Source organism: Pseudomonas sp. R-28-1W-6, from assembly GCF_009799925.1.
In the GTDB taxonomy this organism is placed as follows: Bacteria; Pseudomonadota; Gammaproteobacteria; order Pseudomonadales; family Pseudomonadaceae; genus Aquipseudomonas.
Genome location: NZ_WELK01000010.1, coordinates 108,913 through 132,363 on the forward strand (window position 1 = coordinate 108,913; position 23,451 = coordinate 132,363).

General features: G+C 59.4%; 28 protein-coding genes and 2 pseudogenes. 16 read left to right on the forward strand and 14 right to left on the reverse strand.

The annotated features are described in order from the left end of the window. Nucleotides 1-22: 22 nt before the first annotated feature. The 6 genes from F3I62_RS16595 to F3I62_RS16620 all read right to left on the reverse strand — a co-directional run bounded on the left by F3I62_RS16595 (nucleotide 23) and on the right by F3I62_RS16620 (nucleotide 6,589). Nucleotides 23-1,363 (reverse strand): MFS transporter, encoded by a 1,341-nt coding sequence (locus F3I62_RS16595; protein ID WP_160490747.1) that lies wholly within the window; start codon nucleotides 1,361-1,363, stop codon nucleotides 23-25. A gap of 122 nt (nucleotides 1,364-1,485) precedes the next feature. Then, entirely contained in the window at nucleotides 1,486-2,256 is a 771-nt protein-coding gene (locus tag F3I62_RS16600; RefSeq protein ID WP_160490748.1) for a 1,6-dihydroxycyclohexa-2,4-diene-1-carboxylate dehydrogenase, read from the reverse strand. Between the two features lie 121 nt (nucleotides 2,257-2,377). Then, nucleotides 2,378-3,388: a benzoate 1,2-dioxygenase electron transfer component BenC gene (gene benC / locus F3I62_RS16605; protein ID WP_160490749.1), complete on the reverse strand. Its 1,011-nt coding sequence runs from the start codon at nucleotides 3,386-3,388 to the stop codon at nucleotides 2,378-2,380. Nucleotides 3,389-3,468: 80 nt separating this feature from the next. Then, the gene (benB, locus tag F3I62_RS16610) at nucleotides 3,469-3,957 is read right to left on the reverse strand and encodes a benzoate 1,2-dioxygenase small subunit (protein WP_160490750.1); all 489 of its coding nucleotides are present in this window, start codon (nucleotides 3,955-3,957) and stop codon (nucleotides 3,469-3,471) included. After that, a complete protein-coding gene (gene benA / locus F3I62_RS16615) occupies nucleotides 3,958-5,319 on the reverse strand; it encodes a benzoate 1,2-dioxygenase large subunit (RefSeq protein ID WP_160490751.1) in 1,362 nt (453 codons plus the stop codon). It abuts the gene before it with no gap. Between the two features lie 313 nt (nucleotides 5,320-5,632). Next, entirely contained in the window at nucleotides 5,633-6,589 is a 957-nt protein-coding gene (locus F3I62_RS16620) for an AraC family transcriptional regulator (protein ID WP_160490752.1), read from the reverse strand. Nucleotides 6,590-7,245: 656 nt separating this feature from the next. Between F3I62_RS16620 and F3I62_RS16625 the strand changes: the two genes are divergently transcribed. The 4 genes from F3I62_RS16625 (at nucleotide 7,246) to F3I62_RS16640 (ending at nucleotide 9,578) form a co-directional block, all read left to right on the forward strand. After that, entirely contained in the window at nucleotides 7,246-7,602 is a 357-nt protein-coding gene (locus F3I62_RS16625; RefSeq protein WP_218572911.1) for an FKBP-type peptidyl-prolyl cis-trans isomerase, read from the forward strand. Between the two features lie 91 nt (nucleotides 7,603-7,693). Beyond that, nucleotides 7,694-7,981 (forward strand): metal-sensing transcriptional repressor, encoded by a 288-nt coding sequence (locus F3I62_RS16630; RefSeq protein WP_160079268.1) that lies wholly within the window; start codon nucleotides 7,694-7,696, stop codon nucleotides 7,979-7,981. Between the two features lie 7 nt (nucleotides 7,982-7,988). Next, nucleotides 7,989-9,122, forward strand: a complete 1,134-nt coding sequence (locus F3I62_RS16635) for a nickel/cobalt efflux transporter (protein ID WP_160490753.1) — start codon at nucleotides 7,989-7,991, stop codon at nucleotides 9,120-9,122. Between the two features lie 9 nt (nucleotides 9,123-9,131). After that, complete coding sequence (locus F3I62_RS16640) at nucleotides 9,132-9,578, forward strand: YqaA family protein (RefSeq protein WP_160490754.1); 447 nt, start codon at nucleotides 9,132-9,134, stop codon at nucleotides 9,576-9,578. A gap of 223 nt (nucleotides 9,579-9,801) precedes the next feature. Here F3I62_RS16640 and F3I62_RS16645 read toward each other — a convergent pair whose 3' ends face one another. The 3 genes and pseudogenes from F3I62_RS16645 to F3I62_RS20580 all read right to left on the reverse strand — a co-directional run. After that, nucleotides 9,802-10,404 carry an HNH endonuclease gene (locus F3I62_RS16645; protein ID WP_160490755.1) on the reverse strand — a complete coding sequence of 201 codons (603 nt, stop codon included), beginning with the start codon at nucleotides 10,402-10,404 and terminating at the stop codon, nucleotides 9,802-9,804. Beyond that, nucleotides 10,382-10,729, reverse strand: coding sequence for a hypothetical protein (locus F3I62_RS16650; RefSeq protein ID WP_160490756.1), 348 nt, complete (start codon nucleotides 10,727-10,729; stop codon nucleotides 10,382-10,384). Before F3I62_RS16650 ends, F3I62_RS16645 begins: the two co-directional genes overlap by 23 nt. Next, a pseudogene (locus F3I62_RS20580) lies at nucleotides 10,730-11,056 on the reverse strand (HNH endonuclease); the annotation flags it as partial. Between F3I62_RS20580 and F3I62_RS16655 the strand changes: the two are divergent. Both F3I62_RS16655 and F3I62_RS16660 read left to right on the forward strand, forming a co-directional pair. Then, nucleotides 11,055-11,831, forward strand: a complete 777-nt coding sequence (locus F3I62_RS16655; protein WP_160490757.1) for an HNH endonuclease — start codon at nucleotides 11,055-11,057, stop codon at nucleotides 11,829-11,831. The pseudogene F3I62_RS20580 and the gene F3I62_RS16655 sit on opposite strands and share 2 nt — an antisense overlap. Nucleotides 11,832-11,921: 90 nt before the next feature. After that, nucleotides 11,922-12,980, forward strand: coding sequence for a DNA cytosine methyltransferase (locus tag F3I62_RS16660; RefSeq protein ID WP_160490758.1), 1,059 nt, complete (start codon nucleotides 11,922-11,924; stop codon nucleotides 12,978-12,980). Here the strand turns inward: F3I62_RS16660 and F3I62_RS16665 are convergent. The 5 genes from F3I62_RS16665 to F3I62_RS16685 all read right to left on the reverse strand — a co-directional run bounded on the left by F3I62_RS16665 (nucleotide 12,928) and on the right by F3I62_RS16685 (nucleotide 17,916). Continuing rightward, nucleotides 12,928-13,341 carry a very short patch repair endonuclease gene (locus F3I62_RS16665; RefSeq protein WP_160490795.1) on the reverse strand — a complete coding sequence of 138 codons (414 nt, stop codon included), beginning with the start codon at nucleotides 13,339-13,341 and terminating at the stop codon, nucleotides 12,928-12,930. The two genes, F3I62_RS16660 and F3I62_RS16665, sit on opposite strands and share 53 nt — an antisense overlap. 22 nt (nucleotides 13,342-13,363) lie before the next feature. After that, a complete protein-coding gene (locus F3I62_RS16670; RefSeq protein WP_160490759.1) occupies nucleotides 13,364-14,023 on the reverse strand; it encodes a hypothetical protein in 660 nt (219 codons plus the stop codon). Between the two features lie 13 nt (nucleotides 14,024-14,036). Next, the gene (locus F3I62_RS16675) at nucleotides 14,037-15,266 is read right to left on the reverse strand and encodes a hypothetical protein (RefSeq protein WP_160490760.1); all 1,230 of its coding nucleotides are present in this window, start codon (nucleotides 15,264-15,266) and stop codon (nucleotides 14,037-14,039) included. Beyond that, entirely contained in the window at nucleotides 15,263-17,446 is a 2,184-nt protein-coding gene (locus tag F3I62_RS16680) for an ATP-binding protein (RefSeq protein WP_160490761.1), read from the reverse strand. Before F3I62_RS16680 ends, F3I62_RS16675 begins: the two co-directional genes overlap by 4 nt. Nucleotides 17,447-17,610: 164 nt before the next feature. Continuing rightward, nucleotides 17,611-17,916, reverse strand: a complete 306-nt coding sequence (locus tag F3I62_RS16685; protein WP_256667795.1) for a helix-turn-helix transcriptional regulator — start codon at nucleotides 17,914-17,916, stop codon at nucleotides 17,611-17,613. A gap of 92 nt (nucleotides 17,917-18,008) precedes the next feature. On the opposite strand from F3I62_RS16685, the gene F3I62_RS16690 reads away from it, so the two are divergent. The 10 genes and pseudogenes from F3I62_RS16690 (at nucleotide 18,009) to F3I62_RS16730 (ending at nucleotide 23,450) form a co-directional block, all read left to right on the forward strand. Continuing rightward, on the forward strand, nucleotides 18,009-18,224 hold the full coding sequence (locus tag F3I62_RS16690) for a DNA-binding protein (protein ID WP_160490762.1): 216 nt from the start codon (nucleotides 18,009-18,011) through the stop codon (nucleotides 18,222-18,224). Then, a pseudogene (locus F3I62_RS20340) lies at nucleotides 18,221-18,346 on the forward strand (Arc family DNA-binding protein); the annotation flags it as partial. The gene F3I62_RS16690 and the pseudogene F3I62_RS20340, both read left to right, overlap by 4 nt. 22 nt (nucleotides 18,347-18,368) lie before the next feature. Continuing rightward, on the forward strand, nucleotides 18,369-18,659 hold the full coding sequence (locus F3I62_RS20345; protein WP_256667800.1) for a DUF5447 family protein: 291 nt from the start codon (nucleotides 18,369-18,371) through the stop codon (nucleotides 18,657-18,659). A gap of 207 nt (nucleotides 18,660-18,866) precedes the next feature. Further along, complete coding sequence (locus F3I62_RS16700; protein WP_160490764.1) at nucleotides 18,867-19,133, forward strand: hypothetical protein; 267 nt, start codon at nucleotides 18,867-18,869, stop codon at nucleotides 19,131-19,133. 178 nt (nucleotides 19,134-19,311) lie between these two features. Next, nucleotides 19,312-19,668 (forward strand): hypothetical protein, encoded by a 357-nt coding sequence (locus F3I62_RS16705; RefSeq protein ID WP_160490765.1) that lies wholly within the window; start codon nucleotides 19,312-19,314, stop codon nucleotides 19,666-19,668. A gap of 194 nt (nucleotides 19,669-19,862) precedes the next feature. Further along, nucleotides 19,863-20,114: a hypothetical protein gene (locus tag F3I62_RS16710; protein ID WP_160490766.1), complete on the forward strand. Its 252-nt coding sequence runs from the start codon at nucleotides 19,863-19,865 to the stop codon at nucleotides 20,112-20,114. A gap of 5 nt (nucleotides 20,115-20,119) precedes the next feature. Then, nucleotides 20,120-20,356, forward strand: a complete 237-nt coding sequence (locus F3I62_RS16715; protein ID WP_160490767.1) for a major capsid protein — start codon at nucleotides 20,120-20,122, stop codon at nucleotides 20,354-20,356. Between the two features lie 477 nt (nucleotides 20,357-20,833). Beyond that, on the forward strand, nucleotides 20,834-21,775 hold the full coding sequence (locus F3I62_RS16720) for a hypothetical protein (RefSeq protein WP_160490768.1): 942 nt from the start codon (nucleotides 20,834-20,836) through the stop codon (nucleotides 21,773-21,775). Between the two features lie 8 nt (nucleotides 21,776-21,783). After that, on the forward strand, nucleotides 21,784-22,146 hold the full coding sequence (locus F3I62_RS16725) for a DUF2523 family protein (protein ID WP_160490769.1): 363 nt from the start codon (nucleotides 21,784-21,786) through the stop codon (nucleotides 22,144-22,146). Nucleotides 22,147-22,148: 2 nt separating this feature from the next. After that, a complete protein-coding gene (locus F3I62_RS16730; RefSeq protein ID WP_160490770.1) occupies nucleotides 22,149-23,450 on the forward strand; it encodes a zonular occludens toxin domain-containing protein in 1,302 nt (433 codons plus the stop codon). Nucleotide 23,451 lies beyond the last annotated feature (1 nt).

Here is a 23,451-nt window from a genome sequence, read left to right on the forward strand (position 1 = left end):
CTTCCAGTTAGACGGTTAAGGCTCAGGCCTTGGCGCCGACCAGCTCGCCGAGCGTGCGCTGCCGGCGCTTGGCGCTGATGGCGAACACGCTCATGGCGATGGCGGCAATGGCGCCGGGGATGGCAAAGGCCATGAAGTTCAGTTGCAGCGGCAGGTTGATGCCCATCAGCGCGCCACCCAGCAGCGGCCCGACGATGGCGCCGTTGCGGCCGATGCCGGAGGCCCAGCCCAGGCCCGTGGAGCGGATCGACAGGCCGTAGAACTGCGCGGCGCCGGCGTACAGCAGGATCTGCGTGCCGATGGTGGTGGCGCCGGCGACGAAGATCAGGCCGTACAGCAGCGGCGTCGGGCTCTTGAAGCCGAGCAGGCTGATCGACACGGCGGCGGCGACGAAGAAGCCGACCATCACCTTGCTCAGGTTGAAGCGGTCGCCCAGCCAGCCGCCGAGGATGGCGCCGGCCATGCCGCCGAAGTTCAGGGCGAGCAGGAACGACAGGCTCGACCCCAGGCTGTAGCCGGCGTTGGCCATCAGCTTGGGCAGCCAGGAACTCAGCGCGTAGACCATCAGCAGGCAGCAGAAGAACGCCAGCCACAGGCACAGGGTGCGCAGCGCGCGGCCGTCGCGGAACAGTTCGAGCACGGCCACGCCCTTGCCCTTGGTCTCGCTCAGCAGCAGCTGGTCATCGGCGCCGATCGCCTGCTCGCCATCGACCCGCTGGAGGATCGCGCGGGCCTGCACCAGCCGGCCCTGGCGCACCAGGAAGCCGACCGACTCCGGCAGCAGCCAGAGGATCAGCGGCAACAGCAGCAGCGGCACGGCGGCGGCGAAGAACATTGACTCCCAGCCGAAGCGCGGCAGCATGTAGATGCCGACACCGGCCGAGAGCATGCCGCCCACCGAGTAGCCGCTGAACATGATGGCCACCAGGGTGCTGCGCAGTTTCTTCGGCGCGTACTCGTTCATCAGCGCCACGGCATTGGGCATCAGGCCGCCGCAGCCGAGACCCGCGAGGAAACGGCAGATGCCGAACTCGGTGGGGTTGCTGGCGAAGCCGTTGACGATGGTGGCGCCGGAGAACAGGGCGAAGCAGATGGCGATGCCCTTCTTGCGCCCGATCTTGTCGGCCAGGGTGCCGAAGCACAGGGCGCCAAACATCATGCCGAACAGCGCATAGCTGCCCAGGGCGCCGGCCTGCAGCGGGGTCATGCCCCACTCTTTCATCAGCACCGGCAGGACCACGCCGTAGATGAACAGGTCGTAGCCGTCGAAGATCAGCAGCAGCGCGCAGAGCGCCATGACCATCCAGTGGAAGCGCGTGAAGCGCGCGTTGTCGATGACTTGGTGTACGTCTATCTGTCGCATGGCAAGGTTCTCTCTATTGTTTTTGTTGTGAACAACTTGGTGGCCTTCTGTAGGAGCGGCTTCAGCCGCGAACCCGGAAAACCGAGAGCTTCGCGGCTAAAGCCGCTCCTACGATTTGCTGCTCAGCCCAGATCGCCGCCGCCCACCGGCAGGGTCACGCCGGTGATGTAGGAGGCCTCGTCGGAAGCCAGGAAGAGGATGGCGCCGACCTGTTCGTCGATGCTGCCGTAGCGCTTCATCAGGCTGCTTTCGAGGGTCTGCGTGACTATCTGCTGGTACCAGGCCTGTTCCTGCTCGCTCGGCGCGGCGCTGTTGCGCGGGATGCGCCGCGGCGGCGCCTCGGTGCCGCCGGGGGCGGTGGCGTTGACGCGGATGCCGCGCTCGGCGGTCTCGAACGCCAGGCAGGCGGTCAGCGCGTTGACGCCGCCCTTGGCTGCGCCGTAGGGCACGCGGTTGACCCCGCGGGTGGCGATGGAGGAGACGTTGACGATGGCGCCGCTGCCCTGCTCCAGCATGTGCGGCAGCGCGGCGTGGCAGCACCACAGGGTGGGGAACAGCGAGCGCCGCACCTCGGCCTCGATCTGCTGGGTCTCGTAATGCTCGAACGGCTTGGCCCAGATGGTGCCGCCGACGTTATTGATCAGGATGTCCAGGCGGCCGAAGCGCGCCACGGCGGCCTGCATCACGCCCTGGCAGTCGCCGGCCTGTTCCAGGTCGGCGGTCAGGGTCAGCACGTTGCCGCCCAGTTGCTCGGCAAGCTCGTGGACCAGTTCGGAGCGGTCCACCGCCACCAGCAGGCCGCCCTCGGCGGCGATGCGCTCGGCCACGCGGCGGCCGATGCCCTGGGCGGCGCCGGTGACCACGGCGACCTTGTCTTGGAAACGCTTGTTCATCTGTTGCACCTCGATCTCGACTCGTGGGAGCGGCTTCAGCCGCGAAGCTCCTGGCTGCTCAATTCGCGGCTGAAGCGGAACGCCGCCCGACCGCGCCTACAAGAGCTCCGCGCTGCGTGCCTCAGGCCGACGCGGCGAACTTCTCGTAGTAGAAATTGGCCGGGGCAATGCCCTGCTCGCGGATGAACTGGCTGACGGCCTCGACCATCGGCGGCGGGCCGCACAGGTAGATGTCCACTTCGCCGTCGTTGAGGTGCTTGGGCTCGATGTGCTGGGTCACGTAGCCCTTGTGCGGGTACTGGCTGTCCGGGTTGGCCACGCAGGCGCTGTAGGTGAAGTTGGGGATGCGCGCGGCCAGGGCTTCGAGCTTGTCCATTTCCACCAGGTCGAAATCGTTGGTCACCCCGTAGATCAGGTGCAGCGGATGGCTGCTGCCCTGCTCGGCGATCTTCTCCAGCATCGCGGTGAAGGGCGCCAGACCGGTGCCACCGGCCAGCAGCAGCAACGGCCGCTTGATCTCGCGCAGGTAGAAGCTGCCCAGCGGGCCGGCCAGGGTCATGCTGTCGCCGGCCTTGGCTAATCCTGTAAGGAAGCTGCTCATCAGCCCGCCCGGCACGTTGCGGATCAGGAAGCTGACTTCGCCGTCCTTGGGCAGGCTGCTGAACGAGTAGGCGCGGGTCTGCTCGCTGCCCGGCACCTTGAGGTTGACGTACTGGCCCGGCAGGAAGGCCAGCTGATTGAGCGCCTCGCCCTTGATCGACAGGGCGATGGTGCTGTCGCTCAATTTGCGCACCGCGCTGATGGCCGCCTCGAAGCTGGCCTGCTGGGTCTTGCACAGGTCGCTTGCAGCCGGCACGCGGATCACGCAGTCGCTCTCGGCGCGCATCTGGCAGGTCAGCACATAGCCCTGCTCGGCCTCGGCCTGGCTCAGGGCGTCCTCGATATAGTCGTCGCCCAGGTCGTACTGGCCGCCTTCGGCGAAGCACTTGCAGGCGCCGCAGGCGCCGTCGCGGCAATCCAGCGGGATGTTGATGCCCTGGCGGTAGGCGGCATCGGCCACGGTTTCGCCGACCTTGGCGTCGATGAAGCGGGTCACCCCGTCTTCGAAATTAAGGGCGATCTTGTGGCTCATGGCGCACCTCGCTAAACAATTCTTGGCAATGGCAAACGCGGCCTGAAGCGGCGCCAGCGCGGCGGCTTCAGGGCGTGTTTTCAGATGTGATAGACGTCGATGACCTGGCGCACGTAGTCGTTCTTCAGGACCACCTTCTTGGCCTTGATCAGCGGGTTCTCGCCCCGCGTATCGAGGGTGTAGAAGCTGGTGCCGTAGAAGTGGTCGACGGTCTTGTAGCGAAAACTCAGGGTGTGCCAGTTGAAGCGCACCTGGGTCAGCCCATCGCCCTGCTCGACGATCTCGATGTTGTTGATGTTGTGCGAAGTGCGGGTATCCGGAATGGTGGCGCTGGAGCGCTCGGTGCGGATGCGGAACACGCGGTCTTCCAGGCCGCTGCGGTTGCCGTACCAGATCAGCGAGATCTCGGTCTGCGGGTTTTCCACCAGTTCGTCCTTGTCGTCCCAGGCCGGCATCCAGAACTCGGCGTCCGGCGCGTACAGCTCCAGCCACTCGTCCCACTGCTTGTCGTCCAGGTAGCGCGCCTCGCGGTAGAGGAAATCGCGCACGGCGTCGTAAGTCAGGCTCATTTACGCGCCCTCCACGTGGATCAGCTGGTCCTGCTGCTTCTGCAGCGCCTCGATCATCTGCTGCTGCCAGTAGTGGTGCTGCAGCACGAACAGGCCTTCGTCCTCAGTGCGCACGCCGCTCATCAGCGGGTGCAGGTCGATTTCCTTGGCCGACTCGTCGGCGCCGTCGACCCAGTGCTTGGCCCCGCGGGACATGTCGTTCCATTCCATGGCGCGACCGGCGAAGCCCTGCTGGCAGGCACGGAACTCTTCCAGGTCATCGGGGGTGGCCATGCCGGAGACGTTGAAGAAGTCTTCGTACTGGCGGATGCGGCGGGCACGGGCCTCGGCGCTTTCACCCTTGGGCGCGATGCAGTAGATGGTCACTTCGGTCTTGTCCACCGACAGCGGCCGGGCCACGCGCAACTGCGAGCCGAACTGGTCCATCAGGTACAGGTTGGGGTACAGGCAGAGGTTGCGCGAATGGCCGATCATCCAGTCGGCGCGGGCCTCGCCGAACTCGGCGGCCAGGCGCTCGCGGTCGGCGAACAGCGGACGGTCCTCGGGGTTGTCCCAGCGGGTCCAGAGCAGCAGGTGGCCGTTCTCGAAGGAGTAGAAGCCACCGCCCTTCTTGCCCCAGCCGCCGGCGCTCATGGCGCGGATGTCGTCGCCCGCCTCTTTCAGCTTGCGCTGCTGCTGGGTGGCGGCGTAGTTCCAGTGCACGGCGGTGACGTGGTAGCCGTCGGCGCCGTTCTCGGCCTGCAGCTTCCAGTTGCCTTCGTACACGTAGGTGCTGGAGCCGCGCAGCACTTCCAGGCCCTCGGCGGACTGGTCGCAGACCATGTCGATGATCTTGCGCGACTCGCCGAGGAACTCCTCCAGCGGCGCCACGTCTTCACGCAGGCTGCCGAACAGGAAGCCGCGGTAGGACTCGAAGCGGGCGACCTTCTTCAGGTCGTGGGAGCCGTCGCAGTCGAAGCTGTCCGGGTAGCCGGCTTCCTTGGGGTCCTTGACCTTGAGCAGCTTGCCGTTGTTGTTGAAGGTCCAGCCGTGGAACGGGCAGGTGTAGGTGGCCTTGTTGCCGCTCTTGAAGCGGCAGAGCATGGCGCCACGGTGACTGCAGGCGTTGATGAAGGCGTTGAGCTCACCGTCCTTGTTGCGCGCGATGAAGATCGGCTGGCGCCCCATGTGGGTGGTGTAGTAGTCGTTGTTTTGCGGGATCTGGCTTTCGTGGGCCAGGTACAGCCAGTTGCCTTCGAAGATGTGCTGCATCTCCAGGTCGAACAGGCGCGGGTCGGTGAACATCTCGCGCTTGCAGCGGAAAATGCCCTGTTCTTTGTCTTCTTGCAGCAGGCCGTTCAGGTAGTCGAGTCCCAGGTTCATCGCCATGGCTCCGTTGTTATTGTGTCAACGGTATGAAGGCTATGGCTTGGGACTGACGGGCAATATCCGCTTTGTGCAGGACCTTTATCCGTTTTCTGCAAAACCCGGCGCGGCGCGACCAAAGTCGTAGAAGCCAATGAATACGCGGCTTGCAGCGATTAGCTGAATGCCGGCAGGCCCAGGATGGGCGGACTAGACAAGGGCACGGCAGATGGGGTGACGAAAATCCCGTAGGGTGCGCCGTGCGCACCGGAACCCACGCACGGGACTCAGGTGCGCGCGGCGCACCCTACGCAAGGGTTGTGCAGGGCATTCAGGACTCGCGCCGGCGCAACGTATCGGACGGCAGCTCGCCGAAGGCGCTCTTGTAGCTCTCGGAGAAGCGCCCGAGATGCAGGAAGCCATAGTCCAGCGCCACCTCGGTGACATTGCGCACCCGCGAGGCCGGGTCGCTCAGGCTGGCGCGGATCTGCTCCAGCTTCTTCTGGCGGATGAAGCCCTTCGGCGTGGTGCCGGTGTGCCGCTCGAACAGCGCATAGAGCGAACGCGGGCTGCTGTGGGCCAGCTGGGCCAGCTGCTCGACGCTGATGTCCTGCTTGAGGTTGTCCTCGATGAACTGGACGATGCGCTCGAAACTGGCATCGCCCTGCCCCGGCAGCACCCGGCTGACGTTGCTGCTGAGCAGCGCCAGCAGCTTGGTGGCGATGATGCGGGTGTACTGCTCCTGCACCTGCGCCACCGACTGCGCGCTCTCGGCCTCGCTGCACACCAGCTGCAACAGGCCGGTGAAACCCTCCAGCTGCTGCAGGCTGTGCCGCGGCGCGAAGCGGATGCCCTCGGCCGGGCGCAGCCACTGGCTGTCGCGGCAGGTCTTGTCGAGCAGGGCCGAAGGCAGCTTGACGATGAACTTCTCGCAGTCGTCGGAATAGGTCAGGTCGACCGGGTCATGGGGGTTGATCAGCAGCAGCTCGCCCGGGCTGAAATAGTGTTCCTCGCCACGCCCGCGCCACAGGCAATGGCCGCGCAGCAGGACCTGCAGGTGGTAGATGGTTTCCAACGCCGGCGAGGTGACCCGCACGCTGCCGCCGTAGCTGATGCGACACAGGTCCAGGCTGGCGAACTTGCGGTGATTGAGCGACGCCTCCGGCCGCCCGACCGTGGGCAGGCGGATGTCATGGCAACCGACGTGCAGGTTGACGTAGCTCGACACCGCGTAGGGGTCGGCACGCTCGAACACGCGGCTGCTGTCACTCAGCAGGCAACTGTCCATGGGCAAGGCACTCTGGTTGTTGTTATGCGGCTGCGCGGTGTTTTGTCGCAGCCTCTCGTCAGATTCTCACCGATTCAAGGCTGGGCACCAGCCCCGGCGCGCAGGCAGGGGATGAACGGTTGGCAGCCCCGGCACATTGCCGGGCAACCGGCGCAGCGAGCACAGGCCTTGGAATCCGGGCCCGACACTAGTCATCGACGGCGCCCGGCGCAATTCAGGCGGCGCCCGAGCGTTCGATAAGCGCACACAGATTGCCTCGCCCCCTGCCGGAATGGCCCGGCATGCGACTGGCGGCGCCCCTGCGCCAGCCGCCGGGCGTCCAGCACCTACTGGCGAATTGCCAACCGCGACCGATTATCGAACCAAAGTTCGCCACGCGTAATTGACCGCCTTCCGCGCGGCTCTTACCGTGGCGGCGCCGTCGACACTCCCCATACGTCACTGGTCAGGTACCGGGGTGCCCGCGGCAGGGCAATGCTCACGAGGCGTCGCTCTCCTCCCCCGCCCTGGCCTCGCTGGCGGCGCGCTACCCGCGCGCCGCTGGCCGGTCTTCCGCCATCGCCAGGCCTCTTGCTCACCGTGGTAGTTGCCAGCGCGGTGGATTCCTGCGAAAACGCTGCCCTCGCCAGCATGGGCCAACAATCGACGAGCACGCGATGAGCAACGAAACCGCAATCAACGAGCTACAGGTCATCGACCTGCAACTGGGCGACGGCAAGGCAGTCGTCAAGGGCGCCCTGATCACCACGCAGTACAGCGGCTACCTGCAGGACGGCAGCCTGTTCGACTCCTCCTACCAGCGCGGCAAGCCCTTCCAGTGCGTTATCGGCACCGGCCGCGTGATCAAGGGCTTGGACCAGGGCCTGATGGGCATGCGCGTCGGCGGCAAGCGCAAGCTGCTGGTGCCGGCCCACCTCGCCTATGGCGAGCGGCAGATGGGCGCGCTGATCAAGCCGCATTCCGACCTGACCTTCGAGATCGAGCTGCTGGAAGTCCTGACCCGCGACGACTGAGCCTCTCTACTGGCGTGCCGCCCGTGCTTGCCTGCATCCTCCCCCGGGGGATAACCTTACGCCACGATCCAGGCAAAGCACGGGGCCCTCGATGGACACGCCGCCAGCACCACACCTGCACCAGAGCCATGCAGCCATCATCAAGCGCCTGAAGCGCGCCGAAGGGCATCTGCGCAGCATCATCGGCATGCTCGAAGCCGACCGTCCCTGCGTGGATATCGCCCAGCAACTGCATGCCGTGGAAAAGGCCGTCTGCCAGGCCAAGCGCACCCTGATCCAGGACCACATCGACCATTGCCTGGAACACAGCGTGGCCGCCCTCGGCAGCGGCGATCACGCGCCGCTGGAAGAATTCAAGCAAATCAGCAAATACCTGTAGGTCCCCCATGTCGAATTTCGCCCAACTGTTGCAGCAGGGCACCGCCCAGGCCTGGCTGTATGTACCCAGCGCCATTCTCCTGGGGGTGCTGCACGGCCTGGAACCCGGGCACTCGAAGACCATGATGGCAGCGTTCATCGTCGCCATCCGCGGCACGGTGAAGCAGGCCGTGCTGCTCGGGCTGGCGGCAACGCTGTCGCATACCGCCGTGGTCTGGCTGGTGGCGATGGGCGGCCTGTACCTGGGGCGCAATCTGGATGCCGAGACCACCGAGCCCTACTTCCAGCTGGTGTCCGCTGCCGCCATCATCGCCATCGCCAGCTGGATGCTCTGGCGCACCTGGCGCGGCGAACGGCTCTGGCGCCTGGAGGATGATGCCGAACACGGGCATGAGCATGGCCATCACCACCACGGCGAAAGCCGGCGCATCGATACCGGGCACGGCCACATCGAGCTGTCGATTGCCGAGGACGGCGCCCCGCCGCGCTGGCGCCTGCAAGCGCTCGGCGGCGCGACCTGGCCAGCCGGCGAGGTCCGCCTGCTGACCACCCGCCCGGACGGCCGGACCCAGGCCTTCCACTTCGCCGAGCACGACGGCTACCTGCAATCGCTGGACGAGATTGCCGAACCGCACCAGTTCAGCGTACGCCTGAGCCTGGGGCATGCCGGGCACAGCCATGACTACGACCTGAGCTTCGCTGAAGCCGGGCATGGCCACAGCCATGATGCGCTGCCGGGCCTGGAACTGAGCGCCGACGGCTACCAGGACGCCCATGAGCTCGCCCATGCCAACGACATTCGCCAGCGCTTCAACAACCGCACGGTGAGCACCGGCCAGGTCATCCTGTTCGGCCTCACCGGCGGGCTGATCCCCTGCCCGGCCGCCATCACCGTGCTGCTGCTGTGTCTGCAGGTCAAGGCCGTGACCCTCGGCGCAGTCCTGGTGCTGTGCTTCAGCATCGGCCTGGCCCTGACCCTGGTCACGGTCGGCGTGCTCGCCGCCATCGGCAGCCGCCACGCCAGCCACCGCTGGCCCTGGCTGAGCAGCCTGGCGCGGCGCGCCCCCTACTTCTCCGGCCTGCTGATCATCGCCGTCGGCGTGTATGTCGGCCTGCTCGGCTGGGCCGGCCTGCATGCCTGAGCCGCGCTGATGTGGGACATCTCGGCCTACCTGGGCCTGTTCCTCGCTGCCTTCGGCGCCGCCACCCTGCTGCCGCTGCAATCGGAAGCGGTGCTGGCCGGCCTGCTGCTGGCCGGCCAGCAACCGATCGCCAGCCTGCTGCTGGTGGCGACCGCCGGCAATGTGCTGGGCTCGGCGCTGAACTGGCTGCTGGGCCGCTACCTCGAACACTGGCGCGATAAGCGCTGGTTCCCGGTCAGCGCCGAGCGGCTGCAGCGCGCACAGCAGGCCTACCACCGCCATGGTCGCTGGTCACTGCTGCTGAGTTGGGTGCCACTGATCGGCGACCCGCTGACGGTGGTCGCCGGCGTCATGCGCGAACCCTTCTGGAGCTTTCTGCTCATCGTGCTGCTGGCCAAAGCCGGCCGCTACCTGGCACTCGCCGGCCTGACCCTGGGCTGGGCCGGCCTGGCCTAAAGGCCAGCCCGCGGCGCCTCACAGGCAGCAGAAAGCAAAAAACCCCGAGGACTTTTCAGTTCTCGGGGTTTTTCGTGTAGCTATCTGGCGGTGAAGGTGGGATTCGAACCCTATTTTTATCGTTTCGTTATGTCGCAAATCCACTCAATATGGGGCTTAGCTCGCCCTCACCCGCTCGTTTCGTGGCAATCCGGCTCATTGATTTCGACACTTTATCGACACCTTATTGCCCCCTTTCCCGCAATAGGTCGGCCATCAAGAGGATACGACCCATCTCGTCCGCTAACTGCCGATACCATTGCTGCGGCATGTTCCTCCAAATCTCGTGCGCTTTTTTCAGCTGGCTCCTGCAAGACCTCTCCACGAATTCGTCGTAACCCTGCCACCGATTGAAGAAATGAAGCATCTCGTCGCTGATGAAATAGAACTCATCATGGTCAAGCCCACGCTCATCTGCCTTGTCCGCAAGGAGCCCGTAAAGAAAAGCCATCTCGTCCTGGTTATCCCCTCCTCGAGCATTGAGCGGCTCATCAGCCATAGGCTTACCATTGAACTCAGCATGTAGAAGCCAATGGCACTTCCTACAAAGCGCCACGCCATTCCCCAACTCGAAGCGACCAGCCGGATAGATCGTTTTGCGAAAAACATGGTGTGCTTGCACTTGCTCGCCACTCCCGCAGCTCAGGCAGCAACCGCCATCTCGCAAGCGAATGAACCGACTCCAAAGTGCCAAGCACCATCGCTCGGACCGGCCTGAGCCGATAGCCGCAGCAAGGCGAGCTTTAGCGTCCTGTAACTCTTCTTCAGATGGAAATGAAGAGCTCATCTTCACCCCAGTCAGGCATGTTGGCTTTGATGAGTGCGTTGATCATCATCTCCCCCGATCGCCTCCAAATTTCGTATGACACTCTCAGGCGAGTCATCTGACCCTGCACCACAGCGTCCAGGTAAAAGTCATACCCTTGAACCTTGACGAAGAAGAGGAGCATATGATCTTCGACGAAGTAAAATTCGTCCTCGCTCAGCCCCTGATCTTTCGCATCCTCAAGGAGCAGCCAGAAGGAATACGCCACATTGTCTAGGTTGTCCCCTCCTTGCGCGTCGATTGGCAGACTTAGATCAGGGCGCCCATTGAAATCTGAGTGATACATTTCATGGCACTCATGGCACAGAGTTATGCCATTGCCTGGCTGATACCAACCCCACGGGTAAAGCGAGCGACGGAATATGTGGTGGGCTTGAATGCGCTCCTTTGACTGACAACGCACACACTGATGCCGGTCTCTTGCCTTGATATAACGACTCCAAAGCCGCAAGCACCAACGTTCTGAGCGCTTACGCAGCATTGCCTGAGAGAGGCGCACTAGCCCCTCCATTAGCTCCAACCGCCTTGCATCCATTCGCCACCTCCCCGTCAATCCGTGATCTGAACGAGCTGATACTATCAGCGCGCCACTACAACGACTCACAAGCCCCATGCCCAACGACACTCAGCCTCCTCAGTCGACCTCAAGCAGCTCCCAGTCGAACCCTGCCTGGAGTCGCGACGAGCTCATTCTTGCTCTAGACCTCTATCTCAAGCATCGCGAATCGCTGCCCTCCAAACACCACGCGGAAGTGCAAGAGCTCTCCCAGTTCCTGGGCAAGCTGGGGCAGGCATTGGGCATCACCTCCTCCGCCAGCTTCCGCAACCCCAATGGCGTCTATATGAAGCTCGGCAACTTCCGACGCTGGGACCCCGACTACATCAAAGACGGAAAGACAGGGCTCGCCAAAGGCAACAAGGACGAAGAGGTGGTCTGGAACGAATTCGCCACTTCTCCTAACCGATTGGCCGCCATCGTCTCCGCTATCCGCTCAACGGTTGAGGCCGACGCTCAACTAGGTAACCCCCTCCACGGAGATGACGAACTCGACATTCAGGAGGCAGCTGAAGGCAAAGTGCTCACTCGCCTACATCGAACGAGGGAAAGGAGCCGAAAGCTTGTGGAGGCCAAGAAAAAACAGGCCTTGGCTTCACACGGCAAACTGGTCTGCGAGGCGTGCGGCTTCGACTTCTTCAAGCGCTATGGGGCAGCTGGCACCGGATTGATAGATGTTCACCACTCACGACCACTACACACCTTGGAGCCTGGCCAGAAAACGCGCCTTGAGGACCTAATCCTGCTGTGCGCCAACTGCCATCGAGTCGTTCACGCCTCCAGGCATTGGCTCAGCCTTGAGCAGCTGAAAGCGGCCTTACAGAAGGCGTAAACTCCACAAGCTTATGTGCGGTTTTAAGCATTCGACCTCGATCTTTGAAGCCAAAGCCGTTAGAATGTCCTCCGCTAGGAGGCCATCACCATGCATCAAATAGACGCCGTCGATCTTTTCTGTGGAGCTGGCGGGCTCACCGCGGGTCTGCTCAAGACCGGCATCAGCGTTCGTGCTGGCTATGACATCGATCTCAATTGTGAATACGCATACCAGACAAACAACAAAGGGGCCGTGTTTGTCTCGGAAAGCGTGGAAAGCGTCGAAATAGAAGACGTCGCTGCCTGGTATCGATCAGACCGCATCAAGCTGCTTGCAGGCTGCGCACCTTGCCAGCCCTTCTCTACCTACAACCAAGGTAAAGACACCAGCACCGATCGAAAATGGCCCCTCCTGTACTCCTTCGAGAAGCTCATCAAAGGCATCAAACCTGAGCTAGTCACCATGGAGAACGTGCCGGACGTGACCAAGCACAAGGTCTACCACGATTTCGTGAAAGGCCTTGTGGATGAGGACTACCACATTTGGGAAGGCACAATTCATTGCGTGGACTACGGATTACCTCAACAGAGGCGCCGACATGTCCTACTTGCGTCGAAACTTGGTCCAATCTCAATGATCCCCAAGACACACGCCAAGCCCAAGACCGTTAAACAAGCAATTGGCAAATTGCCGAAGCTTGCTGCCGGTGAATGCGACCCCAAAGACCCACTACATCGCGCAGCGACCCTGAGCCCCATCAACCTCAAGCGAATCATGCTGTCGAAGCCTGGCGGCACGTGGAAAGACTGGCCGCAGTCACTTCGCGCGGTATGCCATCAAAAAACCAGCGGTAAAACCTACCCTAGTGTTTATGGTCGCATGCGTGGTGACGAACCAGGCCCAACAATGACCACCCTGTGTTATGGCTTTGGTAACGGTCGATTTGGTCACTATGACGAAGATCAGAACCGAGCAATCTCGCTACGAGAGGCGGCTACCCTCCAGTCCTTCCCCAAGACGTACAAATTCATGCCACCAGAGAAGATCACCTTCAAAGCAGTAGGGCGCATGATTGGGAACGCCGTCCCTGTACGCCTAGGGGAAATCATTGGCCTCAGTATTCAGCGTCATCTCGATGAGCTGGCGAAGGCAAAGAAGGCAGACTGAACTCCCTCCTGAGCCGCTCCTCGAGGGCGGCCAAATCCCTTGTTTCGCACTCCCACACCACCAACACCCGCCAGCCCAACGCCTCGAGCACAGCCGTCTTCCTAGCGTCACGTTCTACGTTGGCCGCGAACTTAGGCAACCAATACTCCTGCCTCGTCTTCGGCGTAGTCGCATAGCGACAACCAGGGTGGCGATGCCAGAAACAACCATGCACGAAGATAGCCGTCTTGTGCTTGGTTAGAACGATATCTGGGGTGCCAGGCAAAGACTTCTTGGTTATACGAAACCTGAGCCCCACTCCATGAAGGATCTTGCGCACTAGAATCTCAGGACGGGTGCCTTCCCTTCTGACAGCCTTCATCCTAAGCGTTGCTTTTTCCTCCTCAGAACGCACTTGCCGCCCTTTCTCCTGTCATCAGAAACCTGCGAAGCACATAACTATCGACCCTCAGAGATTTTAGGCACTCCCAGCCACATGCAGAATGCACGGCATACAAAACTATTTCACAGGCATTACTAGCCATCATGAAAAACGCTGGAGTGCTGGTGGGAATCCAAGATATCGAACCGGGTAGATCGACATTTCGCCCCCTGACTAGCGTTCTCTTGATCGGCTGGACATGGAAGAATGCATGTTTTTCAGCACCCGGCCCATTAAAGATTTCTGGATGCTCGTACCTATAGCCAAATGATATGTTCCTCTCTAGCTCAGCTTTTAAGAAAACTACCTCTGCATTAAGACTGCCGAGTTCTGTTACCACAAGCCTAAAAATTTTTATCCATCCGTTCGCAGGCTCTAAATCAATTAACAAATAAGGGGACTCAGTACCTGCATTAGGATTGGCAAGCATATTCTCAATCTGAGTAGATAGCGCATGCGAGTTCTTATCTGTAAAGAAAATTTCTATTCCATACGCAGGTGCATGCCGCTCGCCAAATTTCTTGCATTTACTCAGCAGGGGGTGGCTTGCAAAAGCTCTACAATTATTATCATGCAAATCCAAGAGAAGCTTGGTTAGTGCTTTGGCATCTGACCTTTCCATGGAAGCCCCAAAATCACATCAGCAAATATGCTTGCGGTTCGTAATTGACTTTCTCTCCACCAGCCGACAAGTCGTCAGACACCCAGCGCTCCCTATCGAATGTTTGGAGATCACTCGGGAAGGATTTGCATTCACTTTTATCTTTGAAGGATGATGTGTCTTCGCAGAATGCGAGATCAGGAACGTTTGCCATGGAAAATTCCTCTGGCACATCGATCTCTCGTTTCACTTGTCCCGCCCAGTAAGCAGCACGACTGACTAAGCACGTAGGATGAACTCTGTAATTTTCAATGACAGGTGTGAGTCCAACCACTTCATCCAGTCTTGCCAACCCTTTCCATGCGTCTGTACTTTCATGATTCTCTAGGATCCATGGATACTGATAAGCCAGATGAGGAGCATCTGCTATCAACTCCTGATTTGGAAGGATCAGTCGTTCAACCCAATGACTAAGAACGGCGGCTCCTAAACGAGATAGGACGCCCGAAGGCATGTCCTTGACCAATTCAGCGTCTTTCTCAAGTATATTAAATACGCTTATCGGATTGGGCTGGTGCTTACCGTCTTCTTTCTGGGTGCCTACGAGAAGCTGTCTGAATGTCATGCCGCCTTTACGGCTCAAACCCAACCTTGCAAGTAGTTCAGGCGAAACATAGCGAGGAGAGTCAAAGTCGGACAGCTCCAAACCGAGAACCTCCACTACTGAGTTATCTAGGTTCTCAAGTACGAAGGCTGAAAGATCGTTGAATCGTGAAGGCTCCCTGAGAAGATTTGGCCAATGCCAGGGCCTGAAGTCTTCGAAGTCACCATCCTTCCAAAGCTCCGTGCTCGTGATGTGCTTGCTGCCTAAATCCAAATCGGCATAGGAAGGAGAAGTTCTACGCATGGTTAGATCGAAAGAGTTCGTTCCGTACTGATTGACGACAACGATTGGCCCGACCTTCGACATCAATCTTGCTGCATAGGCGACTTCAGCGCCCGTTGACCAAGCAGAACGCCCATCGGTATCCAGGCGGAGCAGATCATAATCCACGATAAGTAAGTCGACTTCATCAAGTTCTACTACCGTTTGATAACTACCCTCTCGAGCACTCAACCTTTTTTCATGGAGCTCTGAGATAACACGACCCACATTTTTGTTATCGTACACAACTATGTTAGCGCCACCACCCAAGCTCTTGCTTATCTCTTGCTTCCAATCCTCTGCACGCGCTTGATCGTCATCCAATATCAATATTTTCACTGGTCGCTCCATGAAATCTTGAAAGCTGTTTTGAAAGGGGGAGTGGGCTCTACGAATGAAACCTCGCAGCCCAAAGAATCGGCCACCATCTTGACGATGGTCAGCCCAATGCCCATGCCGCCCAAGCCCAAGCTCTTTCTTTCTTCGGGTATCTCGAGGCGACGTACGAATGGTTTGAAAAGGTCGGAACTGTCATGCAGTCGAACGCCTGCGCCAGTATCTTGAACGTAAATGGCATGCTCTCCGTCGTCGAATTCACTAGAGCAATGAATTTTTCTAACTTTCGAATTGATCATCGCATTTACGGCGTTGATCAAGACGTTCTGAAAGATCGCATTCCACCCGGCAAAGGTCGCTTCTGGCAACTGAAGATCGGAAGCAATGTCCACTTCGACGCTGACGTCGCGCATGACGGCTTCGGAATTCTTCACGATCTGATCAATGACTTTCCTGGCCTTGTACTTGTTTCTTTTTTCTCGGTCATACTCGTTCATGAGCGGCGAGAATAGTTTTCTTGCCCTTGTCGTTCGCTCTGCCCAGTTATCCAAAGCCTCGATGATCTTGGCCTCGTTCAAAGCGCCTCGCTTCGATTTGAGTTGATCCTTGATGCCATACAGGACGACGAGCTCCTTCTGCAGCTCATGCTCCATTGCCAACGCAGCCATACCTGTAGTAGCTAACGCAGCCAGTAGAACTCGCTCTGCATTGATTGCACTCTTTCGCTGATCTTCCAGCTCTCTGAGCTCTCTTAAGTTCTCAGAGACTTTCTCTATCTGCTTGGCTACCTGTGCGGGTGCACTCAAGGATATTTGAAAGAGCTGCTCTTGGATCTCCGTCGACTTGGTCTCCGTTTCAGGGATCTCTAGCCGCTTGGATAGCTTCTCTTTCTGCCTTCTCTCGAAAGAGCGCATTGCATAGAAGTCCAGCGCCCATCTAACTGTATTGACCAGCTGCTTGAAGGCATCGTTGTCAATTAGCCTATCGCGAGTGACTTGCACATTGAGATAGTTGCCCCTTCTAAGCTGCGCTTGAGCAGCAACTTTACGCTCATGAGAGGTGGAGATTTGTACTAAGCCGAATATGCGACCGTTGGTTGGTAAGTCATTAAGACCGCTGGGAACTTGAAATTCAGGCGGCAATAACTCAGAACGATTTAGTCGATGAGAATGGTCATACTCAAGGCCTAACCAATCTTGTTCTTCGCCCCCATAGAATGGAAGGCGGAAGTTATTATCATACACATGAATTCCACCATGCTTCCTGAAATACTTCCGCGCCGCTGTTACTTCAATGCCTCCCGTCTGTTTTCCTGACAGCTTGAATACGTATATCTTGAAGCGAGCACTGTCGAGAAGAGAAGTATTTTGTTTGTACGATGCATTGTACTCATCACCATTCTTGAAGGTGACTTTTACCTTGCTTCCCTCGCCTTTGCTGCCGTCTTTGAGCTCACCCTCTATGACAGCAATCCAATTCTCGAAAGCTTGATGCATTTGATCGGAAAAACTTCTTTCTTCATCATCTGCAACACCCTTGAGGGTGATCTTGAATTTGTCTTTTTGGTCGAGTGACTTCAAAAGCATCTCAGGGGGCTGCAAGAACCAAAGCTCTCTTGCCAGTTCTCTTAACTCTGCCTTGCCCCATTGTTGCTTCAAGCCTCGAATGGTGACGGAAGTCCCAGTTACGAATCTTCCGTTTATTGGCTTCCTTGAATCACTCGGGAATACATATGCACCAGCTTGTATGAGGTCGCCTGCGCCTATGTTTTCAGGCCAATCCACTACTGCCTCGAAGTAGCGCTCTCCTTTCTTCTTGGATTCCAGTTCTAGCTGTTCCCCCAAAAACTGAACGGATAGGCGCCCGATACCTTTCGATCCAGTAACGATTCGGCCTCGAGGAGTAATCGTATTGGTTTGCTTGTGTATGGTGCCTACACGTAACCAGTGATCGACGAAATCGGATGGACTCATCCCCGTCCCGTTATCCGAAACGGTAATGCTGTCTTCCCCAAAGAGAATCTTGACCTCCGTTGCATCTGCGTCATAGCTGTTCTTCACCAGCTCAGACAAGGCAACGTAGGGTTTGCCTACTAATCGTTCACCAAGCTCTCTCAGGAGAGCGGCATCGACGGTGAATTCTTTGAAGTTTTCTTTTGGCCGATCTTTATCCACAAGTCGCATCGCTTGCACTCTGATAGAGATGGTTCGGTAGAACTGACTCAGCGCCTGAGTCAGAGTCCATGTGCGTGGGAACTAGGTATTCCCGTTGAGGCTTCGTCCCTGTCATCAATCTCGCTTCCTGTCTCTACGGGCGTACCAGCGCCTAGCTACTTCTTGAGTAATCGCTATCCCGCGTTTTGACTGGGCAAGTTTGAATTCGCCGTCTCGTACTCAGGACTTACTTGCCCACAATCTGGATGCACATTGCCACTGACGATCCAAAGCGCGAACTGAGGATAGAGCTTCACTACTGCCTCAATTTCCTCTGCCTTGATCTCTCGTGCCTTCGCCGGATTTTTCAGATTGCTCCAGGTATAGCGGCTGATCCCAGTCAACTCTTCGAGCTGCGGAAGCTTTAAGCCGCTGTGCTTGAGTACGGATATAACGCGTTCTTTTATCATTACAGGTTGATCTAAATAAGCTCTATCCAATTTGACTCTACCTGAATATTATTCGTTTCGACTCTAGTCAAAACAGATAGGGTCAATCCGTATGCAATGACACAGATAGTGACGGAACGAGCATGGAACTGGAAGAGCTTGACCCAGCAAAGCTGCATACCTTGCAGCGCGACGTTGAGACCATCGAAAGCTGGGCCGAACGCAACGGAATTGCCTATGGGGTAGCACGTGCCTGGGCAATGAAGGCAATCATTCCAACGATCAAGGTGGGCAAGCGCCGCATGGTGAACAGCGCCCTGCTCCGCTCTTGGCTGCTGGAACAGGAGTGGACTGCATGAGCCGCGACCACCAGCAGTTCAAACTGCGCATGCCCCCTGCCCTCCGCGCCCTTGTCGAACAGTCTGCCGAAGCTGCACGCCGCTCCCTGAATGCCGAGCTGATCGTGCGCCTTGAACAGAGCTTCGCGCTGGAGGTAGCTGCCAATGAGCCTCAACAAGTATCTACAGCTACCCCACGCCCTGGCCTGCGACTGCTCTGTGTGCTGGTCAAAGCGCGAAACGGCCAAGCCCGCTCTCTGCCAGTCCACACCCTGCGCCCACTGCCGCCCCGCATCAGCGCACAAGGTAAATGGTCGCTGGCAGATCACCCCGGCTTTCACCTGCGCGAAACACACGCCCAGCCTGCGCCCGCCGCAGTACTGGCGCGAGTGCTTCACCACGGTCAAACCAACGCCCTTCGTGCCGGTGTGGGAACCCTTCGAGCTGGAGAACTGAACTCATGAGCGCTGCCTCTGAGCTAACCGATGGTTACGTGCTGTGTCAGGACTGCGGCCACGTCGAGCCCTACACCGCTGACCGTCACCAATGCCGTGAAAGTTGCTCCAAGTGTGGCGGCGACTTCTGCGGCTGCAATGCCTGCTCCGAACTGGCAAGGCTGGCCCTTCAGTTCCAAGAGCCAAGCGACGATCAGGACGTAAGCCAATGAGCCGGTCTTTCTACCTGGCCCGCTGCCTGATCGCGCTCATGGGCGAATGGTCGATACCCATCGTGATCGGTATTGCCCTCGGCACCGTCCTGAGCACCTGGCAACTGGTAGAGGTGGCCGACTTGATCGAGTCGACTTTCAGCCACTCCATGCAATCGGTGGTCGAGTCCTGCGCGGCGTCGACCGATCCACCTGACAACTCATCGCCTCCGGCGTCCGGGACTGGTTCGCCAGTCGCGGACGCCGGAGGCGAAACGGGATGACAAGGGCGAGGCCCTTGGTGTTAACGCAGTAAAGGCCCGCGAAACGGGCGCGAACTAGAACCCCCGGCAAGTCGAGAAAACCAGTAGGGCGAATTTTGACAATTCACCTGCTCGGGCTCGCTCGGCCTGCTGAAAGGCAAAACCGCGCAATTCAGCGCATTCAAGCGAGGTAATACCGATGGCACGTTCGACTATGGAAGTTGCATTTCTTGGCACTCAGCGTTTCGACGGTGAGGGCGGCGTCAAATACATCAAGGTCTTCTACGGCGATGAGCCGGACGGCAAAACCGAACACGGTCTGTCCATCATCGGCATGGCGGCCGACGACGATGCCGCCGAAGAAATTTTCGCAGCCGGTGCCAAGTTCTCGCCCCTGGAACTGGTCCGCATCACCTTCGACGTGGCCCGTGGCGGCCAGAACAAGGGCAAAAATCTCGCCCTGCACATCGAGTCGGTGAAACCCAAGGCCACCACCCAGGCCAGCCCGCAGCAGCCCAACCCGTCTGCCAAGCCTGCCGAACCGGCCAAGGCCTAACAGGAGGGGCCGACCGTGCTGCTACGTGACCGCGTGATCTGTGACCGCTGCAACTGCGACATGGGCCAACTGCACCATCAGCCCGCGCCGCAAGCTGACCTGCTCGCGGATCTGCGCCGCGCTCCGCACTTCACGGTTTGCCCTGACTGTCTCGAATCGTCGGCCCCTGCTGACCCGCAGGAGGCCGCTTAAACATGGCCACCGAGTTCATTCAAGTGTGCCGCGCCTGGACGACCAACACGGACAACTCCGCGTCCTGCAGCTCGTTTGAGTGGATTCAAGGCTATGTGCTGCCCCCGGAAGCCGAAGGCCAACTCGACCTTTTGATCCAGGGCGGCTTCTCCGCCGAGCTGTTCCAGATCGGTTTCGGCGGAACCCTCACTCTGTTTGCCATCGGCTTCGGCGTGGGGCTCGTCATTTCCCAACTCCGCAAACTCAAGAGGTAACACCCATGCAAAAACTCAAAGCTCTGTTCACCGCTCCGGGCGCTGCCCTGCGCAATGCCTCCATCGCCGCTGTCGGCTTCGCGTCCGCCAATAGCGCCTTTGCCGCTGTCGATGTGGCCGGTGCCGTCACCGCGGTGAACGCTGCGGGTGATGACGGCGGCACCGTTGGAACTGCCGTGATTGCCGTTGTCGCCGGTCTGGTGGTGGTCGGCGTGATCATCGCGGTCGTGAAGAAGATCTGACCGCCATGATCTGGTCACTGCTACTCGGCGTTCTGTGCGCAGGCGCCTTCGTCCAGGGCCTCCGTTCCGCCGAGTATCTGTGAGGGAGGGGGCCGAGAGGCCCCTTTTTTGTGTATGCGACAGTGCCAAACAATCGTTTTTCTTTTAGCTGCCTTTCTATTCCAGCCAGCTTATTCCGCTGATTACTACTGGGAAGTTTCCGGCTATCAAGCGCAACTTGGTCAGTTTCCTGATTTTGCTACGGCATGTGAAGCCCGTGTCGCTTTGACTGGCTCAACTACTGTAACGCCAAAGACCGTCAAATCTTCAGATACTCTTTATAAGTGCTATTTCGTTCGGCCTGATAATTCCCAGGTTTTCCTTAGCGACATTAGGCGCTATGGCGATTCTTGCCCCGCCAACTCTACTTACAATGCATTAACGGGTGCTTGTGATCCTAATCCGACCTGCGATGCCGGCGACACGCAGACCTTCACCGTGTCCTGCTCCTATACGGCTGGCGGCACCTACTCCACCCCTCGGGCGGTCTCCTACAACGGCTGCGAGTACATCCCCTCTCCCGGCGGAAATAGCTCGGGCTTTCTCAATTCCGAAGACCCGTCCAACTCCTATTGCGTCGCCCAGTACGCCGCCACCGGTGACCCGATGGCCGCTGGCGAAGCCCCGGAAGTCGCCGACGAAGATGTGATGGATCAGGATGATGGTTGCACCTCCATGGGCGTGCATACCTTCTGCCAGGACCCGGAACAGCCTAACTGTGGCTCCATGGATGGCCAGGCCTATTGCTACTCCGCCGACGACACCTGCGGCACCGTGAACGGCGAGTTCATGTGCGTGCCTGACACCTCCTCGCGCAAGTGCACCTACAGCAACGGCGTTTACGTCTGCATCAACCCGCAAACGGGCGAACAGATTTCCGACACCTCTGCCGACCACCCCAACAACGGCGGCAACGCAGACGGTGACGACACCAACGATGAACAGGCCCCGGGCTCCGTCACTGTCGGCGGTGGTTCCCAGGGCACCAGTGATCCGGCGACCAACAAAGCCATCCTCGATATGCAGGACTACCTGGGCGACCGCCTGGACACCATCAGTGACCAGCTCGGCGAGGACACCGAGTCCGTCGAAGGCCTCAAAGAGCCGAACGAGAAAGGCAGCTTCGACCTCGATGAGTGGGACGACAAGATCGACGCCGCCAAGGAACAGCTCAAGACCAAAACGCAGGGCATGGCCTCGCACTTCAACTCGGTGAATAGCTGGTTCATCAACGGCGGTGGCGGCTCCCTGCCGTGCGAAATCACCGAGCTGGCCCGTATCTGCGTGGATGACTACAGCGATCAGCTGGTGGGCATCCGTTACGTCCTGCTGTTCGTCGCCGCTCTGATCGCGGTGTTCATCGTCTTCGTTAAAGAGTGAGGCCAGCCATGGATTTCAGCTTCATCACCGACTTCTTCGACAGCATCAACCAATTCCTCCAGTACGCCTGGGACTGGCTCGCTATCGGCATCTACGAGTTCGTCAAAGAGTGCTTCGTGGTCATGACCAAGGCCTCGATCTACGCCTTCATCCAGGGCACCATTTTTCTGGTCGACGTGGCGGCCGAAGTGGTCGGCGATATCAGTGCCGACCTGGGCGTTACCCAGGCGGCGCAGAGTGCCTACAACTCCATTCCCAGCGACATGCGTGCCACCCTCGACTTCTTCGGCGTGCCGCAGGCGCTGACCATCATTCTGGCCGCCATCCCCACCCGCATGGTCATGCGCTTCATCCCGTTCATTGGGCGCTGATCATGGCCATCAAGATCCATCACGGGCCGAACGGGGCCTACAAGACCAGCGGCGCCATTCAAGACGACGCCATTCCCGCCATCCTGGCCGGTCGGGTGATCATTACCAACATTCGCGGCTTCACCCTGGATCGGGTACTACAGGAGTTCCCCGACGCCCCCAAGACCCTCGACGTGATCAACCTGTCGATGGAATCCAGCGAAGACCTCGAAAAGATGCGCTGCTGGTTCATGTGGGCACCGCGTGCCGCGTTCCTCATCTTCGATGAAACGCAGATCCTCTTTCCCAAGTCCTGGCGCGAGCGCGACCTCGAACAGTTCGACTTCCCCGGTGGCCTGGAAGCGGCCAAGGAAGCCGACCGTCCTACCTGCTGGCTGGATGCCTGGACGCGCCATCGGCACTGGAACTGGGACATCGTCCTGACCACCCCGAACATCCGTTACATCCGCGATGAAATCCGTCTGACCTGCGAAAAGGCCTACCTGCATGCCAACCTCGGCTTGCTCGGTCCGGCGGTCAAACTCCTCCTTCGCTCCGACTACAAAGAGGCCATGCACGATGCCCAGGAGAACCGCCCCGGCACAGACGGCACCATCGTCGAATTCAAGAAGATCAAGCCCGCCACCTTCCGCATCTACGACTCCACTGCCACCGGCGTTGTCACCGACACGACAGCGGGTAAAAGCCTATTGGGCTCGCCTAAGGTTCTGGGGCTCCTGGTATTTATTGCCGGCCTTGTCGCTTATCTGGTCGCTGGCGATGGCCTGCGCATCTTCACTTGCGGCATTAACTGTAAGCCTGAGCAAACCGCCGCTGCGGCTACTGCGCTTCCTGCTCAAAGCCTTCCTCCTGCGCCTGGGTCTGTGGCTGCTCAGCCTGTTTCTCGTCCTCAAGCTGATGGCCTTCCTGAGCTAGATCACCCGTTCAAGGGGCGCACCTTCGAGGTCAGGGGCACGCTCTCCGGCTACCACAACGAAAAGGGCAAGGATGTGGTGGTGTTCGATCTGGTGGATGAGGCCGGGCTCAGCTTCCGGCAGACCTCCGCCCAGCTCAAGGCCCTGGGTTACCGGGTCGTCATTCGCAACGAGTGCTACGTCGAACTGCAGCGCGATGCGTGGCGCGGCACGGCTCTGTGCGCTGGCGTAGACCTCAAGGCCCAGGCCGAAGCCCTGGCCAATGCCGAAACGATTGCGCCGCCCAGCAAAGAACCCCGGCAGACCGCCCAGCAGGCCTTCGAGGCGGGTGCTACGCGGGTGACCGTGGTTGAGGACACCTCTCGCAATGAAAAGCCGTTTAGCAACTAAG

What these genes read in the sequence shown, in the direction of transcription:
- F3I62_RS16730 (WP_160490770.1), top strand. Translation starts at nt 22,149, where the DNA reads ATGGCCATCAAGATCCATCACGGGCCGAACGGGGCCTACAAGACCAGC.
- F3I62_RS16600 (WP_160490748.1), bottom strand. Translation starts at nt 2,256, where the DNA reads ATGAACAAGCGTTTCCAAGACAAGGTCGCCGTGGTCACCGGCGCCGCC.
- F3I62_RS16660 (WP_160490758.1), top strand. Translation starts at nt 11,922, where the DNA reads ATGCATCAAATAGACGCCGTCGATCTTTTCTGTGGAGCTGGCGGGCTC.
- F3I62_RS16700 (WP_160490764.1), top strand. Translation starts at nt 18,867, where the DNA reads ATGAGCCGGTCTTTCTACCTGGCCCGCTGCCTGATCGCGCTCATGGGC.
- F3I62_RS16635 (WP_160490753.1), top strand. Translation starts at nt 7,989, where the DNA reads ATGTCGAATTTCGCCCAACTGTTGCAGCAGGGCACCGCCCAGGCCTGG.
- F3I62_RS16630 (WP_160079268.1), top strand. Translation starts at nt 7,694, where the DNA reads ATGGACACGCCGCCAGCACCACACCTGCACCAGAGCCATGCAGCCATC.
- F3I62_RS16670 (WP_160490759.1), bottom strand. Translation starts at nt 14,023, where the DNA reads ATGGAAAGGTCAGATGCCAAAGCACTAACCAAGCTTCTCTTGGATTTG.
- F3I62_RS16625 (WP_218572911.1), top strand. Translation starts at nt 7,246, where the DNA reads ATGAGCAACGAAACCGCAATCAACGAGCTACAGGTCATCGACCTGCAA.
- F3I62_RS16715 (WP_160490767.1), top strand. Translation starts at nt 20,120, where the DNA reads ATGCAAAAACTCAAAGCTCTGTTCACCGCTCCGGGCGCTGCCCTGCGC.
- F3I62_RS20345 (WP_256667800.1), top strand. Translation starts at nt 18,369, where the DNA reads ATGAGCCTCAACAAGTATCTACAGCTACCCCACGCCCTGGCCTGCGAC.
- F3I62_RS16645 (WP_160490755.1), bottom strand. Translation starts at nt 10,404, where the DNA reads ATGAGCTCTTCATTTCCATCTGAAGAAGAGTTACAGGACGCTAAAGCT.
- F3I62_RS16595 (WP_160490747.1), bottom strand. Translation starts at nt 1,363, where the DNA reads ATGCGACAGATAGACGTACACCAAGTCATCGACAACGCGCGCTTCACG.
- F3I62_RS16655 (WP_160490757.1), top strand. Translation starts at nt 11,055, where the DNA reads ATGCCCAACGACACTCAGCCTCCTCAGTCGACCTCAAGCAGCTCCCAG.
- F3I62_RS16665 (WP_160490795.1), bottom strand. Translation starts at nt 13,341, where the DNA reads ATGAAGGCTGTCAGAAGGGAAGGCACCCGTCCTGAGATTCTAGTGCGC.
- F3I62_RS16710 (WP_160490766.1), top strand. Translation starts at nt 19,863, where the DNA reads ATGGCCACCGAGTTCATTCAAGTGTGCCGCGCCTGGACGACCAACACG.
- F3I62_RS16690 (WP_160490762.1), top strand. Translation starts at nt 18,009, where the DNA reads ATGGAACTGGAAGAGCTTGACCCAGCAAAGCTGCATACCTTGCAGCGC.
- F3I62_RS16620 (WP_160490752.1), bottom strand. Translation starts at nt 6,589, where the DNA reads ATGGACAGTTGCCTGCTGAGTGACAGCAGCCGCGTGTTCGAGCGTGCC.
- F3I62_RS16705 (WP_160490765.1), top strand. Translation starts at nt 19,312, where the DNA reads ATGGCACGTTCGACTATGGAAGTTGCATTTCTTGGCACTCAGCGTTTC.
- F3I62_RS16680 (WP_160490761.1), bottom strand. Translation starts at nt 17,446, where the DNA reads ATGCGACTTGTGGATAAAGATCGGCCAAAAGAAAACTTCAAAGAATTC.
- F3I62_RS16640 (WP_160490754.1), top strand. Translation starts at nt 9,132, where the DNA reads ATGTGGGACATCTCGGCCTACCTGGGCCTGTTCCTCGCTGCCTTCGGC.
- benB (WP_160490750.1), bottom strand. Translation starts at nt 3,957, where the DNA reads ATGAGCCTGACTTACGACGCCGTGCGCGATTTCCTCTACCGCGAGGCG.
- F3I62_RS16725 (WP_160490769.1), top strand. Translation starts at nt 21,784, where the DNA reads ATGGATTTCAGCTTCATCACCGACTTCTTCGACAGCATCAACCAATTC.
- F3I62_RS16650 (WP_160490756.1), bottom strand. Translation starts at nt 10,729, where the DNA reads ATGTATCACTCAGATTTCAATGGGCGCCCTGATCTAAGTCTGCCAATC.
- benA (WP_160490751.1), bottom strand. Translation starts at nt 5,319, where the DNA reads ATGAACCTGGGACTCGACTACCTGAACGGCCTGCTGCAAGAAGACAAA.
- benC (WP_160490749.1), bottom strand. Translation starts at nt 3,388, where the DNA reads ATGAGCCACAAGATCGCCCTTAATTTCGAAGACGGGGTGACCCGCTTC.